The 14,216-nt window shown below is 64.8% G+C and carries 15 protein-coding genes and 1 tRNA gene; 9 read left to right on the forward strand and 7 right to left on the reverse strand.

The genetic code is table 11. The annotated features are described in order from the left end of the window. The first annotated feature begins 1 nt into the window (after position 1). From ACHWRX_RS14095 to ACHWRX_RS14105, 3 genes are all read left to right on the forward strand, one after another. Positions 2 to 664, forward strand: coding sequence for a queuosine precursor transporter (locus tag ACHWRX_RS14095; RefSeq protein ID WP_394659655.1), 663 nt, complete (start codon positions 2 to 4; stop codon positions 662 to 664). Between the two features lie 52 nt (positions 665 to 716). Then, the gene (gene argB, locus ACHWRX_RS14100; RefSeq protein ID WP_058736304.1) at positions 717 to 1,616 is read left to right on the forward strand and encodes an acetylglutamate kinase; all 900 of its coding nucleotides are present in this window, start codon (positions 717 to 719) and stop codon (positions 1,614 to 1,616) included. Positions 1,617 to 1,695: 79 nt separating this feature from the next. Beyond that, positions 1,696 to 2,253: a hypothetical protein gene (locus ACHWRX_RS14105; RefSeq protein WP_394659656.1), complete on the forward strand. Its 558-nt coding sequence runs from the start codon at positions 1,696 to 1,698 to the stop codon at positions 2,251 to 2,253. Between the two features lie 23 nt (positions 2,254 to 2,276). Here ACHWRX_RS14105 and ACHWRX_RS14110 read toward each other — a convergent pair whose 3' ends face one another. Further along, a complete protein-coding gene (locus ACHWRX_RS14110; protein WP_193753248.1) occupies positions 2,277 to 2,432 on the reverse strand; it encodes an Rmf/CrpP family protein in 156 nt (51 codons plus the stop codon). Between the two features lie 119 nt (positions 2,433 to 2,551). Then, positions 2,552 to 3,238: a TetR/AcrR family transcriptional regulator gene (locus ACHWRX_RS14115; protein WP_394659657.1), complete on the reverse strand. Its 687-nt coding sequence runs from the start codon at positions 3,236 to 3,238 to the stop codon at positions 2,552 to 2,554. 23 nt (positions 3,239 to 3,261) lie between these two features. Here ACHWRX_RS14115 and ACHWRX_RS14120 point away from each other — a divergent pair, with 23 nt between their 5' ends. Genes ACHWRX_RS14120 through ACHWRX_RS14135 form a run of 4 tightly spaced genes read left to right on the forward strand, consistent with a single transcriptional unit; the run spans position 3,262 to position 9,508 of the window. Next, positions 3,262 to 4,476, forward strand: a complete 1,215-nt coding sequence (locus ACHWRX_RS14120) for an efflux RND transporter periplasmic adaptor subunit (RefSeq protein WP_246388180.1) — start codon at positions 3,262 to 3,264, stop codon at positions 4,474 to 4,476. A 6-nt stretch (positions 4,477 to 4,482) separates the two neighbouring features. Next, on the forward strand, positions 4,483 to 7,680 hold the full coding sequence (locus ACHWRX_RS14125; RefSeq protein WP_058736300.1) for an efflux RND transporter permease subunit: 3,198 nt from the start codon (positions 4,483 to 4,485) through the stop codon (positions 7,678 to 7,680). A 3-nt stretch (positions 7,681 to 7,683) separates the two neighbouring features. Then, the gene (locus tag ACHWRX_RS14130; protein WP_394659658.1) at positions 7,684 to 9,174 is read left to right on the forward strand and encodes an efflux transporter outer membrane subunit; all 1,491 of its coding nucleotides are present in this window, start codon (positions 7,684 to 7,686) and stop codon (positions 9,172 to 9,174) included. Positions 9,175 to 9,232: 58 nt separating this feature from the next. Then, positions 9,233 to 9,508 (forward strand): hypothetical protein, encoded by a 276-nt coding sequence (locus tag ACHWRX_RS14135; RefSeq protein ID WP_058736298.1) that lies wholly within the window; start codon positions 9,233 to 9,235, stop codon positions 9,506 to 9,508. Between the two features lie 223 nt (positions 9,509 to 9,731). Here ACHWRX_RS14135 and ACHWRX_RS14140 read toward each other — a convergent pair. Beyond that, a tRNA-Gly gene (locus tag ACHWRX_RS14140) sits at positions 9,732 to 9,806 on the reverse strand. 218 nt (positions 9,807 to 10,024) lie between these two features. Here ACHWRX_RS14140 and ACHWRX_RS14145 point away from each other — a divergent pair. Both ACHWRX_RS14145 and ACHWRX_RS14150 read left to right on the forward strand, forming a co-directional pair. Then, complete coding sequence (locus ACHWRX_RS14145; RefSeq protein ID WP_394659682.1) at positions 10,025 to 10,924, forward strand: tetratricopeptide repeat protein; 900 nt, start codon at positions 10,025 to 10,027, stop codon at positions 10,922 to 10,924. Positions 10,925 to 10,929: 5 nt separating this feature from the next. Then, complete coding sequence (locus ACHWRX_RS14150) at positions 10,930 to 11,541, forward strand: LON peptidase substrate-binding domain-containing protein (protein ID WP_058736296.1); 612 nt, start codon at positions 10,930 to 10,932, stop codon at positions 11,539 to 11,541. A 25-nt stretch (positions 11,542 to 11,566) separates the two neighbouring features. On the opposite strand, the gene ACHWRX_RS14155 is transcribed toward ACHWRX_RS14150, so the two are convergent. Genes ACHWRX_RS14155 through ACHWRX_RS14170 form a run of 4 tightly spaced genes read right to left on the reverse strand, consistent with a single transcriptional unit; the run spans position 11,567 to position 14,152 of the window. Further along, positions 11,567 to 12,211 carry a MarC family protein gene (locus tag ACHWRX_RS14155; RefSeq protein ID WP_058736366.1) on the reverse strand — a complete coding sequence of 215 codons (645 nt, stop codon included), beginning with the start codon at positions 12,209 to 12,211 and terminating at the stop codon, positions 11,567 to 11,569. Then, complete coding sequence (locus ACHWRX_RS14160) at positions 12,208 to 12,942, reverse strand: hypothetical protein (RefSeq protein ID WP_394659659.1); 735 nt, start codon at positions 12,940 to 12,942, stop codon at positions 12,208 to 12,210. Before ACHWRX_RS14160 ends, ACHWRX_RS14155 begins: the two co-directional genes overlap by 4 nt. Continuing rightward, positions 12,939 to 13,838 (reverse strand): bifunctional methylenetetrahydrofolate dehydrogenase/methenyltetrahydrofolate cyclohydrolase FolD, encoded by a 900-nt coding sequence (folD, locus tag ACHWRX_RS14165; protein WP_394659660.1) that lies wholly within the window; start codon positions 13,836 to 13,838, stop codon positions 12,939 to 12,941. Before folD ends, ACHWRX_RS14160 begins: the two co-directional genes overlap by 4 nt. 8 nt (positions 13,839 to 13,846) lie before the next feature. Continuing rightward, a complete protein-coding gene (locus ACHWRX_RS14170; RefSeq protein ID WP_058736364.1) occupies positions 13,847 to 14,152 on the reverse strand; it encodes a YggT family protein in 306 nt (101 codons plus the stop codon). Between the last annotated feature and the right edge of the window lie 64 nt (positions 14,153 to 14,216).

Consider the following 14,216-nt stretch of genomic DNA (forward strand, 5'->3'; position numbering starts at 1 on the left):
CATCCCGCGCGCCTTGTTCGTATTCTCACTGCTCTACGGCGGATTGGCCGTGCTTGCAGGTGTGCTGGGCACCAAGCTCGCCTCGCTGGGGCATTGGCCGATTTTGGGAGACCTTGCGGTCGAATCCGGCATCTTCGCGTTCCTGCTGCTGGTAGTGCTCTCCAGCGCAGTGGCGGAGCTGTACGGTCAGGGGGTGGCGAACCGGCTGGTGCGCTATGGCTTCATCCCGCTGATTGTCTCGATGGTGCTGCTGACGGTGGTGATCCGCGTCGTGCCGCCCGCCCCGTTCTGGAGCGATCAGGATGCCTTTGCCCGCCTGCTGGGCCAGGGCGCGCGGATGCAGTTCGCCGGGCTGTGCTCCTATGGCATCTCGCAGACGCTGAACGTCTATCTGTTTTCCCGGCTGGCCGGCGGGTTGGGTTCGGGCGGCAGCGGCAAACTGCTGATGGTGCGCGCCTGGATCGCCAGCTTGCTCAGCCAGGTGGTCGATACCGTGATCTTCATCACCATCTCGTTCTACGGCACGGTGGAAGCCAATGGCCAGCCGATGCCGATCGGCACGATCATGGAGGGGCAGATCGTGTCCAAGCTGATCCTCTCCACGATCATGGTGCCGCCGTTCATCTGGCTGTTCGTGCGGCTGGGTCGGCGGCTGGACCGCTGAGGGCAGCAAAAAGCCCTTCAATTCCGCGCCGCACGGTCCTAAGCCGCGCGCCATGACTCAGCCGCACGATCCCGCCTTGCTCGCCCGGGCCGCCACGCTTGTCGATGCGCTGCCCTATATGCAGCGTTATGCCGGCCGCACTTTCGTGGTGAAATATGGCGGCCACGCCATGGGCGACCCCGATCTGGCGCGCGATTTTGCCGAGGATGTCGTGCTGCTCAAGGCCGTGGGGATCAACCCGGTGGTGGTGCACGGCGGCGGCCCGCAGATCGGCGCGATGCTGAAGACGATGGGCGTCGAATCGCAATTCATCGACGGTCTTCGCGTGACCGACGCCCAGACCGCGCAGGTCGCGGAAATGGTGCTGTGCGGCGCGATCAACAAGGAGATCGTCGGCTGGATCGCCCAGGCCGGCGGCAAGGCGATGGGGCTGTCCGGCAAGGACGGCGGCATGGTCACCGCCCGCAAGGTCAACCGCACGTCCAAGGACCCGGACAGCCTGATCGAGAAGGTCGTGGACCTCGGCTTCGTGGGCGAACCGGACCGGATCGACATAAGCGTGATCGAAACCGTCTCGGCTGCCGGCATGATCCCGGTCATCGCTCCGATCGCCGCCGGGGCCGATGGCCAGACCTACAACATCAACGCAGATACCATGGCCGGTGCGATCGCCGCCGCCCTGGGTGCTGCGCGATTGTTCCTGCTGACCGACGTGGCCGGCGTGCTGGACAAGCAGGGCGAATTGCTGACCGATTTGCGCCCTGCCGATTTGGCGCGCCTTCGCGCCGATGGCACGATCTCGGGCGGGATGATTCCCAAGCTGGAAACCTGCCTGATGGCGGTGGAGGCAGGCTGCGAAGCCTCGGTTGTGCTTGACGGGCGAGTGTCACACGCCATGTTGCTGGAAATCTTCACGCAGGAAGGCGCAGGCACTCTCATCCAGGCGGCCTGATTTCTCCCGGTGGAGGCACCCAGAGCGCCGCGGGCCTGAAGCGCGCGGCGAAACAGAATCGGGAGGATCGCGGGACATCATGGCAGGCCAGGTAGCAAAGCCATCCACGATCGCCGCCTTCGTGGCCTTGATGCTGCTGTCGGCATGCAAGCAGGATCCCACTCCGCAGCCATCGATCATCTTGGATACGCAGGGCGCTGCCTCTGAAGAGGCGGCGGATGTCCTGCCGTCGTCTGATGCATCCGAAGGTAGCCGCGAAGCCATCGCCGATCTCGATTGGGGCGCTTTGGAAGAACGGCAGGACCCTGAGCGGCTGCTACGCTTCTATACCAACGCCATTCGCATCGCGGACTGGACGGCGGCGGCCCGGGCCTGGAGCCTGGATGCGCAGATGACGCCCGATAAGCTGAAGGCGGAATTCGGCGGGGAAGCGGGCCGGAAGATCGCGGTGGGCAAGGGCGATATCGGCACCGCTGCCGGTTCGATCTATTACGAAGCCCCCGTCACGATCGGGGCGCCCGATGCCGGCGAATCACGCCGGGGATCGATTGTCCTGCGCCGGGCGAACGATGTTCCCGGAGCCAGCGCGCTTCAACTGGTCTGGCGGATCGAACGCAGCTCTATCATAGCGCGATAGCTGGGTCCCTCGGTTCGCGAATATCAGCGGGCCGGGGCAGGGCAGCGTTGGAAAGCCTGGCGATAGCCGGCCAGCCATGCCGCCCGCGTTTGCGGGGTGCGATAGGGGTTGCTCGATTCGGGAAGTTCCGCCTGGGCCGCCTTGATGCCCCAGTGGTGCGCGTGGAAGGTATTTTCCAAGGATGCTCTCAAAACTGATGTTGCGAGTGCGAAATGCCCGCGATCAGGATAGCGATCCCACCTCATCGTCCAAGCGAGCCATTCGTTGGACGACCTGACCTTTCGTGCAGGGATACTTGCTATTTGGCAAATTCCCATCGCGTGATTTCTTCATCTACCCAGCAAATGATTCGCGCGATGATCGCCGGGTCGCGCGGCAATCTCAGTAGATCACGGTGCAGCAGCGCGCCCGAAGCGGTCAGAATGCCATCGGCGACAGCAAACCGAGCTTCCTGTTTGCCTTCTCCGGGGAGGACGAGCCTGGCAGCCTCGGCGATGTTGTTGAGAAAGCGATCGTTGGTCGTCTGGACGATCTGCAGGATACGCGGATTTCGCCCTGCTTCCGAGAGGATGTCGGCGAGAATCGCCAGGGCGTCCGGATCGATCGGGGAAGACACGAAGTTATGGACCCAGGATTTAAAGCGATCCCGATCCGATGACAATGTAGGATCGGCCAATTCCTGATCGTTCATGATCTGGTCGAAATCACGGCAGACGATTGCCGCGATGATATCCTCCTTGCCGGAGAAATCACGGTAGATCTGGCCGACCAAGACACCGGAAACCTTGGCGATTTCGGCCATGCCGGTGCCATGGAAACCATTCTTGGCAAAGAGCGTTCTTGCTGCGCTGATGATCGCCTCTTTGCGCTCCTCCGCGGTTCTCCTGGGTGCCGTGCCGGTCTTTGCATTCGATCCAGTCATTCCATCCCCTCTTGACGGTCTGCATTGTTCGCAGTAGCAGCATGTGAGTGAACGATCATTCACATGCTGTCAATGGAATTCGCCGGATGCCCATGCGCCCTCTTCACCGTGCCGCTCCCCTTGCCCTCGCACTGATCCTTATGGGCGGTTGCGGGAAGAAGGAGGAGGCGCCGGCCGCGCCGCCCACTCCCGAAGTCTCGGTCCTGTCCGTGCGGCCCCAAGCCGCCACGCTGACGGTGACCCTGCCCGGACGGACCACGGCCTACGAAACGTCTGAAGTGCGTCCGCAGGTGAACGGACTGATCGTGGCGCGGCTGTTCCAGGAAGGCGATACGGTGCGCCAGGGCCAGCCGCTCTATCGTATCGATCCGCAGCCCTACATCCAGCAAGTGGCCAGTGCGCGCGCCGCTTTGGCGCGGGCCCGGGCCTCGATCGCATCCAGCGCAGCCTTGCAGCGCCGCTATGGCGAGCTGGTGCGGATCAACGCCATTTCCCGGCAGGAATACGATAACGCCATCACCAGCGCGCAGCAGGCCCGTGCCGACGTCGCCGCGCAGCAGGCCGCGTTGCGCAGTGCCGAGATCGACTTGTCGCGCACCACGATCAAGGCGCCCATCTCCGGCCGCATCGGCCGCAGCCTGGTCACCACCGGGGCACTGGCCACGGCAGGGCAGCAGACCGCGCTCGTCACCATTCAGCGGATGGACCCGATCTACGTCGATGTCCCTCAATCCAGCGAGGACCTGCTTCGGCTGCGCCAGCGGCTGCTGGCCGGTTCGCTGGCACGCGGCGGAGAGGCGGCGCGCGTGCGGTTGCGGCTGGAGGACGGCACGATCTACCCGATCGAAGGACGTATGCAGTTCGCCGATGTCAGTGTCGATCCGGCAACGGGCACGCAGACGATCCGGGCTGTGTTCCCCAACCCGCGCGCCTTGCTGCTGCCGGGCATGTTCGTGCGTGCAGAGCTGATCGAAGGCGTACAGGGCGATGCCATCCTGATCCCGCAGCGTGCCGTGACGCGTAACGAAAAGGGTGATCCGGTGGTGATGGTCGTCGGGCGCGATAACAAGGCGGCACAGCGCACGCTCAAGACGGACCGGGTGATCGGCAATAATTGGCTGGTCACCGGCGGGCTGATGCAGGGAGACCGGATCATCATCGAAGGCGGCGGCGCGATGCTGCGCCCGGGATCGCCCGTGAAGGCGGTTCCCTGGCGCGATCCGCAAGCCGGCGGCAAGCCCGCTGGCCAGCAGCCGGCTGCCAGCGCGGCAGCGGCCCCGGCCCCGGCTGCGACGAAGTAGCCCGCCATGTCACGTTTCTTCATTGACCGGCCCATCTTCGCATGGGTCATCGCCGTCCTGTTGATGCTGGCGGGTATCCTCGCCATCCGTACTCTGCCGATCGCCCAGTTCCCTACGATCGCCGCGCCCACGGTGACGGTGAACGCCACCTATCCCGGCGCAGATGCACAGACGCTGGAGAACACGACCACGCAGGTCATCGAGCAGCAGCTCAAGGGCATCGACAACCTGCGCTATTTCGCGTCGAATTCCGCCTCCTCGGGCAATCTGACGATCACGCTGACGTTCGAGCAAGGCACCGATCCCGACATCGCGCAGGTCCAGGTTCAGAACAAGCTGCAGGCGGCCACGCCACTGCTGCCGCAGGAAGTGCAGCAGCAGGGCCTGCGCGTGGCGAAGTCCTCGGCCAGTTTCCTTATGGTCGTGGGCCTCTATTCCACGGACGGCACGCATTCGGGTGAGGACATCGCCGACCTGATCGCATCGCGCGTCATCGATCCGGTCAGCCGCATCACCGGCGTGGGTGAAGTTCAATCCTTCGGCTCACAATATGCGATGCGGGTCTGGGTCGATCCGATAAAGCTCAACGCCTACCAGCTGACCATGGCCGACGTGACGCAGGCGTTGCGCGCGCAAAACGCGCAGGTTTCCGCCGGTCAGCTAGGCGCGCAGCCTGCGCCCAAGGAGCAGATGCTGAATGCGACCGTCTCGGTCCAGTCGCGCCTCCAGACGGCCGAGGAATTCGGCGCGATCCGGCTGAAGAGCGCAGAGAATGGCGCGATCGTGCGCTTGTCCGATGTCGCCCGCATCAGGCTGGGTTCGGAAGTCTACGGCTTTGATCTCAGTTCCAGTGGCAGGCCGGCGAGCGGCTTTGCCGTCAACCTGGCGCCGGGCGCCAACGCGCTCGACACAGTGGTGAAGGTGAAGGATGAGCTCGCCACCTTGTCGAAGACGTTCCCGTCGGACGTCAAAGTCTCTTATCCGTTCGACACCACGCCCTTCGTGCGGCTTTCGGTCGAGCAGGTGATCCACACCCTGATCGAGGCGGTCGTCCTGGTCTTTCTCGTCATGTTCCTGTTCCTGCAGAACTGGCGCGCGACACTGATCCCCACGATCGCCGTCCCGGTGGTTTTGCTCGGCACTTTTGCGGTGATGGCGCTGGCGGGCTATTCGATCAACACGCTGACCTTGTTCGGCATGGTGCTGGCCATCGGCCTCTTGGTCGACGATGCGATCGTCGTGGTCGAGAACGTGGAGCGCCTGATCGTGGATGAGGGGCTCAGTCCCCGCAACGCCGCGCGCAAATCGATGGACGAGATCAGCAGCGCGCTGGTCGGCATCGGCCTGGTGCTCTCGGCTGTGTTCCTGCCGATGGCGTTCTTCGGTGGTTCCACCGGCGTCATCTACCGCCAGTTCTCTTTGACGATCGTCACCGCCATGGTGCTGTCGGTGCTGGTGGCGCTGATCCTGACGCCGGCGTTGTGCGCCACGATCCTCAAGCCCCACGATCCCCACAAGGTGGAGGGCAACGGCCTGCTGGCCCGCTTCTTCCGCTGGTTCAACGACAAGTTTGAACGCGGGACCACGGCTTACGTGCGCGGCGTGAAGCGCACCGCGCGCGGCTGGAAACGCTCGATGCTGGCCTTCGCGCTGATCGTGGGCGGCGTGGGCTTCCTGTTCTGGCAATTGCCGTCGGGCTTCCTGCCGGATGAGGACCAGGGCTCATTGTTCACCGTGGTGCAGGCCCCATCGGGCGCCACTACGCCGCGCACCGACGCAGCCTTGAGGAAGATCGAGCAATTCCTCAGCAAGGACCCCGCTGTCGATTCGGTGTTCGCGCTTAACGGCTTCAGCTTCTCCGGCCAGGGCCAGAACACCGCGCAGGTCTTCATCGGGATGAAGGACTGGTCCGAGCGTGAGGGGAAAGAGAACAGCGCCCAGGCGCTCGCCGACCGGATGAACAAGCAGTTTGCAGGGTACAAGGACGCGATGATCTTCACCCTGGTGCCTCCGGCGGTGCAGGAGCTGGGCAATGCCACCGGGTTCGACCTTCAGCTGGTGGACACCGGCAATATCGGCCATGCCAAGCTCACCGCGATCCGCGACCAGATGCTGGGTATGGCCGCTCAGAACAAGGACCTGACGCAGGTTCGCCCGGTCAGCCTGGAAGACGCGCCCCAGCTGAAGATCACGATCGACCAGGACAAGGCGCGCGCGCTGGGTGTCGACTTGAGCGAAGCCAGCTCTACGATCGCGACTGCCTGGGGCGGCACTTACGTGAACGACTTCATCGATCGCGGCCGCGTGAAGCGGGTCTACGTGCAGGCCGATGCGCCCTATCGCCTGCAGCCGGACGATCTCAACAAGTTCTATGTGCGCGGCGCGAACGGCCAGATGGTGCCTTATAGCGCTTTCACCGATCTTTCCTGGACTCTGGCGCCGCTGCAGCTGACCCGGTTCAACGGCCGCCCGGCGATGCAGATCCAGGGTGCCTCCGCGCCCGGAATCAGCTCGGGTGAGGCGATGAAGGCGATGGAGCAGATCCACGAGAAGCTGCCGTCGGGAACGAGCCTGGAATGGTCCGGCCTCTCGTATGAAGAGCGGCTGTCGGGCGGACAGGCCCCGGCACTCTACGCGCTGTCGCTGCTGATCGTGTTCCTGTGCCTTGCCGCGCTGTATGAAAGCTGGACGGTGCCGCTGTCGGTCATCCTGGTCGTGCCGCTGGGCGTGATCGGCGCGCTGGCTGCTGCGGCGCTGACCGGGTTGAACAACGATATCTACCTGCAAGTCGGCCTGATCACCACGATCGGCGTCTCGGCCAAGAACGCGATCCTGATCGTGGAATTCGCCGAAGAGCGCGTGCTGGGCGGGATGAGACCATTCCAGGCGGCAGTGGAAGCGGCCAAGCTGCGCTTGCGCCCGATCCTGATGACCAGCCTTGCCTTCATCTTCGGCGTGTTGCCGCTGGCGATCTCCACCGGCGCGGGTGCGGGTGGCCAGAACGCGATCGGTCGCGCTGTGGTGGGCGGCATGTTGACCGCCACGATCTTCGCGATCTTCCTGGTGCCGATGTTCTTCGTAGTCGTTCTGCGCCTGTTCGGTCGGAATAAGCCGAAGGATGAGGCGCAGGAGCATGAGGACGAAGATACCCGGCCCCGGAACGCCGACCGGCCCGAAGACGATACAGCCCCGCAGGGAGCCTGAGCCATGAAGACCACTCTTGTCGCGCTGCTCGTCGGTGCCTCCTTGCTGGGCGGCTGCAACCTTGCGCCCAAGTACATCCGCCCTGCTGGCGCTGCGCCCGAATCGTTCCCCCAGGGCGGCGCCTATCCTGCGCCCCGTCCGGACGCGCCGGCGGACATCGCACTTGTCGGCTGGCGGGACTTCTTCAGCGATCCGCGTCTGGCCAGCGTGATCGAAACCGGTCTGGCCAACAACCGTGACTTGCGGATCGCGGCGGCCAACGTGTTGCAGGCACGCGCGCAGTTTCGCGCCCAGCGGGCCAACCAGCTCCCCGCGGTGAACGCCAGCGGCAGCGCGACCTATACCAACTTCCCGCAAGGCGCGATCGGCGGCGGCGCGGGCGCCGGAACGGGCGGCGGTGCGGTCGGTGGTGGTGTCGGCGGCGGCGCGGGCGGTGTCGTGGGCGGGAACACGGCAACCTCGACGGACATTTCCATCTACTCCGCCAACGTCGGCATTTCGGCCTTCGAACTCGACCTGTTCGGGCGATTGCAGAACCTCAGCCGCGCCGCGCAGGAGCAGTACTTCGCCACGGAAGAGGCGGCTCGCACCGCCCGTATCAGCCTGATCGCCGAGATCGGTACCGCGTGGACGACGATGGCGTCCGATCAGGAACAGCTACGGATCGCGCGCGAAACCCTCAAGACCTTTCAGCAGACCCTGGACCTGACGCGGGCGCAATTCCGCATTGGTGTCGCGTCCGAGCTGGAGAGCCGCCAGGCCGAGACAAATTTCGAAGGCGCGCGCAGCGATGTCGCGACCCTGACGGCTCGCATCGCGCAAGACCAGAATGCGCTGAACCTGCTGGTCGGCACCACTGTCCCCGCAGAGCTGCTGCCCGGACCGTTGGGCGCGGAAGACGTCACGCGCGATTCGCTGCCGTCGGATCTGTCCTCCGCCGTCCTGCTCAAGCGGCCGGACGTACTACAGGCCGAACACCAGCTGATTGCACAAAACGCCAATATCGGCGCGGCGAGGGCGGCGTTCTTCCCGCAGATTTCGCTGACCGGCACGCTGGGAACGATCGGCACGGCGCTGGGCAATCTGTTCCGCTCCGGCAGCTACACCTACAACGCCGCGCCCTCGATCGGGCTGCCCATCTTCGATGGTGGCCGCAATCGCGCGAATCTCGATTATGCCAAGGCATCGCAGCAGGCCGCCGTCGCGACGTACGAAAAAACTATTCAGACGGCGTTTCGCGAAGTGGCCGATGCTTTGGCGCAGCGCGGCACGATCGTGCAACAAATTGATGCACAGTCCCGCCGCACCGAAGCCGCCAGAGTAGCCGCTCGTCTATCGGAAGCACGGTATCGTGCAGGCGTAGACAGTTTCCTCACGTCGCTGGATGCGCAGCGGTCATCCTATGCTGCACAGCAGCAATTGGCCTCTGCACGACTGGCGCGTATCACCAATCTGATAGAACTCTATCGCTCTCTAGGCGGCGGATTGCAGTGAGCTCTTTGCATCTTCGTGCGTTTGGCGTACTATCCAAAAAAAATATGGAGAGTATGCAATGCCTAATTATGATGCGCTGCGCGAAGATGGGACCGACAATGGCGATAAGAGCCTGGTGATCCTGCAGAGCCTGTTGTGCCTGTTGCGTGAAAAGAACCTGCTGAGCCGCGCCGATATCGAAGACCTGTGTGAGCGCGTCGAGACGCGTGCCCGCGAATCGGCTTCGGGCCCATTCCCCTGCTGCCCCACCAGCGCCAGCGCGGCGGCTTCGGAAATGGCCAAGATCGGCACCTTCATCGGCAACTACTATGGCGGCAAGCACCGCCGCATGTGATCCGGGCCCGGCGCCGACCTTACGCGCCGGAGAGGGCTGATCGAACGGGGCGGCCCGATGAGAGCCGCCCGTGCCGTTAATAACCTGACGGCTTGGCGAGAAGCGCGGATGCAACGCGATTTTACGCGCTTGAGCGGTCCGGGCTGGGCCCGCTAGGCATCGATCTTTTGATCTGAAAAAACCCCTCGTTCGGGCCGCTTACGCGACGCCCGAAACGACGGTCTGGAGCGGGCGAAGGGATTCGAACCCTCGACCCCAACCTTGGCAAGGTTGTGCTCTACCACTGAGCTACGCCCGCTCGGACGTTTACGACCCATCGCCAAATTGGCGGGTGGGCCGGGGTGAGGCGCGCCATTAGCAACGCCGCGTCAGGGCTGCAACCCCAAAAAGCAACTTCTGCGACAAACAGCCGCACCCATGCCGATCGCCCCGAATTCACCCTTCACAAACCGCCCCCGGATCGCGATCTAACCTGAAACAGTACGCGACGTTGTGGGAGCACCGACTTTGGCTAGCATGGGCCTCAATCTTGAAGAGCAGAAGGCCGTGGATCGGTTCCGGCATGACGTTGTCGAACCGTCCATGACCAAGCTGGTGATCCTGGATTTCTGGGCGGAATGGTGCGGGCCCTGCAAGGCGCTGACGCCGGTGCTGGAAAAGATCGCCGCTGAATATGCGGACAAGGGCGTGGTGCTGGCCAAGGTGAACGTTGACGAGGAGGCTTTCATTGCCTCGCAGTTCCAGGTCCGCTCGATCCCCACGGTCTATGCGCTGTTCCAAGGCCAGCCTGTGGCCGATCTGACCAACGCGCGCTCCGAATCGCAGCTGCGCGGCGTGATCGATCAGCTGCTGGCCAAACTGCCGATCCAGGCGGGCGATGCGCCTGCCGCCGATATCGCGCCGCTGCTGGCGATGGGTGAGGAGGTTCTGGCTGAGGGCGATGGCGAGCGCGCCGCAGGTATCTTCGCGCAGATCGTCGAACTCGCGCCCGAGAATGCCGCGGCCCATGGTGGCCTGTTGCGCTCTCTGATCCTGGCCGGGCATCTGGACGAGGCGGAGGCCGCGCTGGCCGCGCTTGACCCCGCGCTGTTCGGCGATCCCGTGATCGAACGCGCGCGCACCGCGCTGGCCCTGGCCAAGGACAAGCCCGATGATGGCGAACTGGCCGCGCTGCGCGCTGCGGCGGCGGAGCGCCCCGGAGACATGGATGCGCAGCTTGCTTACGCCGGGGCCGCTTTCGCGGCGGGAGAGCGGGACGAGGCCGCGCAGAAGCTGCTGGCGATGATCCAGGCCGATCGCGAATGGAACGAAGGTGCCGCCAAGGCCAAGCTGCTGCAGATGTTCGAGGCGATCGGCCTGGAAGATCCGTGGGTGGCGGCAACCCGCCGCAAGCTTTCCACGATCCTGTTCGGCTGAGCATCGTGGCGCGCGTTTCCATCTTTCCCTTGTCCGGCGCCCTGCTTTACCCGGGGCTGCAATTGCCGCTGCACATCTTCGAGCCGCGCTATCGGGCGCTGATCAGCGATGCGCTGGCGCGGGATCGGCGCATCGGCATGGTCCAGCCGCAACGCGCGGAGGACGGCGCGCCGTTGTTCGCGATCGGTTGCCTGGGCCGGATCGGTGAGTTCGAGGCGCTGGACGACGGGCGCTACAACGTCATCCTGGAAGGCGAATCGCGCTTTCGCATCTTGCGCGAACTGGATGTCACCACCGCGTTCCGGCAGGTCGAGGCGGAGTTGCTGAGCGAGCCGGCTGACGGCCCGCTGGCCCCGATCGAACGCGCCAGCTTCGAGCGGGAGGCGCGGCGCTTCGCCGATTCGCAAGGCTACAGCGTTAACTGGGAGCAGGTGTCGCGGCTGGATGACGTATCGCTGATAAACGGCGTATCGCAGATCGCGCCGTTCGACGCCGCCGCCAAGCAAGCCTTGTTGGAGGCCAATGGCCTTTCCGAACGTTGCGAGCTGCTGGTGCAGCTGATGCAGTTCTTCGGTCGCCGTGCAGAGGGCGATGATGACGGCGTGACCTTGCAGTAAGCAGGGCCACCGCCGGCATCGCTCGTCAGGCGATGGCTTCGCGCAATCCGTCGATCACATATTGCGCTGCCAGGGCCGCCAGCAGCACCCCGAGCAGGCGCGAGATCACGGCCTCCACCTGATCCCCCACCAGCCGCATCAGGGGCAGAGCGGCGATCAGCGCTACGAGCGAGAGGACCAGCACGGCCGATAGCGCGGCCAGGATCACCAGCGTGGCCTGGGTCCCTTGCGCGCGCGACATCAGCAGCATGACCGTGGCGATCGAGCCCGGACCGGCGAGCATCGGCATGGCCATCGGGAAAACCGACACGTCGTTGATCTGCGGCGCTTCGTCCGCATGGGCGAGCACCTTTTCCGCCCGCTCGTTGCGGCGCTGCGTGCGCTTTTCGAAGACCATTTCCAGCGCGATCAGGAACAGCATGATGCCACCCGCGATGCGGAACGAATTCAGCTCGATATGCAGCGCGGAAAGCAGTTTCTCGCCAAACAGTGCGAAGACGAACAGAATGCACGCGGCGATGAAGCAGGCGCGTACCGCCATGGCGCGAGCCTGCACCGGGCTGGCCCCGCTGGTCAGCCCGGCAAAGATCGGGGCGCACCCCGGCGGATCGATGACGACGAAAAGGGTGACGAACGCCGAGACGAAAAGGCCGAGAAGATCGGGGCTCATGCTGCGGCCTCGCACGTGGCGGAGGGCTTGCCGTCGGCACCGAGATGTGCGGCGACTTGCCTGGTCAACATTGGCGTCATCTGCTGGCCGGCGCCGCGCAGCAGGCTGATGGTGAGAGAACGGGCACAGTTTGCGTCGACGGTCACCGCCCAGCTGAGCGTGCGGTCGTCGCTCCAGCCGCCGCGCGTTCCTGCGGGCAGTGCGGCTGGTGTGGCGGGTTCGGGCTTGCGGCCGCGGATGCACACGCCCACGGCAGAGCCGATCATTTCGGGCGCGGGCAGCGCGGCGGACAGATCATCGCCCTGGTCCATCACCCACTTGTAGTCGCCCTTCTTCTGGCGCTGCCATACGGTGGTGAAATAGCCCTGCTTGCCGCTGCCCTGCTGCCACGCGCCGTAACTGACGGCGAGCGATCCGTCACAGCTGAGCCAGACCTGATGCGGTTGCCAGGTGAGCGGCTGTGCCGGGTTGGTCTTTTGCGCACGCAGCCAAGTGCGCGCCACGACGGGCTGCGGCACGAACATCACCGCATCCTCGGCAGCGGTATCGCGGAAAGCGGCCCACTGGCCCTTTCGCTGCGCCAGCTGCTGGAACACGACTTCGGCAGCCACGATCTGCGCGGGGCTGGCGAAGTGCGGCTGCTGGGGCTTGGGCCTCGCCAGCGCGGGGTTGAGGCCAAGGCCCGCACCCAGCAGCCCGCAGAGCAGCGCGAGCGAGACCGTGTGTTTCACAGCGCGGTCTGGTCCAGCGCGATCCCGGCATTGCGATGCGCCGCCACCAGCGTGTTGCGCAGCAGCACCGCGATGGTCATCGGCCCGACGCCGCCCGGCACCGGCGTGATCGCGCCGGCAACCGGCAGGGCATCGGCATAATCGACATCGCCGACCAGCCGGGTCTTGCCTTCCTCGGCCCCCGGCACGCGGTTGATGCCGACGTCGATCACGGTGGCGCCCGGCTTGATCCAGCCGCCCTTCACCATTTCCGGACGGCCGACCGCGGCGACGACGATGTCCGCACGGCGCACCACGTCCGCCAAATCCTTGGTGCGGCTGTGCGCCACGGTGACGGTGCAGCTTTCCGCCAGCAGCAATTGCGCCATCGGCTTGCCGACGATGTTGGAGCGGCCGATCACCACCGCGTCCAGCCCGGAGAGCGAGCCCAGGCGGTCCTTCAGCAGCATCAGGCAGCCCAGCGGCGTGCAGGGCACGAAGCCCGGCTGGCCGACCGCGAGCCGCCCGGCATTGGTGACGTGGAACCCGTCCACATCCTTGTCCGGACTGATCGCCGCGATCACCTTTTGCTCATCGATATGATCAGGCAGCGGCAGTTGCACGAGGATGCCATCCACCGCCGGATCGGCATTCAGCCGGGCGACCATCGCCAGCAATTCGGCCTCGGACGTGTCGGCTGGCAGCTTGTGTTCGAAGCTTTCCATGCCGCTGGCCAGAGTCTGTTTTCCCTTGGAACGGACGTAGACCTGGCTGGCCGGGTCCTCCCCCACCAGCACCACGGCGAGGCCTGCCTTGCGGCCCGCCAGCTTTTCGAACGCGGCAGCGGCATCGCCCACTTGCACGCGCAGGCTTTCGGCGAAGGCCTTGCCGTCGATCCGCTTGTCCGCGTCAGCCATGGCCACGCTCACATCGCGCCCGAGGCGGAGGCGATCGCGAGGTTTTTCAGGATGATGCGTACGATCTCCAGCCCCACGATCAGCACCAGCGGCGCGAAGTCGATCGAGCCGGTGGCCGGCATGAAGCGCCGGATCGGGCGCAGCAGCGGTTCGAGCAGGGCGTTCACGGCCTTATAAACGGCGGCGACGAAATCGTTGTGGATGTTGACCACGTTGAACGAGATGAGCAGGCTCAGCACGAACTGCACGATCACCAGCATCACGATGACCGAGATGATGTAGCCGACAATCTCGAACAGGGTGAGGAAGATCAAGGGACGCCTTTCACTCAGGGCGGGATGGCCCCGCTGCCAAAGCCTGCTGATAGCCGAGCGCACC

The sequence above is a fragment of the uncultured Novosphingobium sp. genome, assembly GCF_964277725.1.
GTDB lineage: Bacteria > Pseudomonadota > Alphaproteobacteria > Sphingomonadales > Sphingomonadaceae > Novosphingobium > Novosphingobium fluoreni.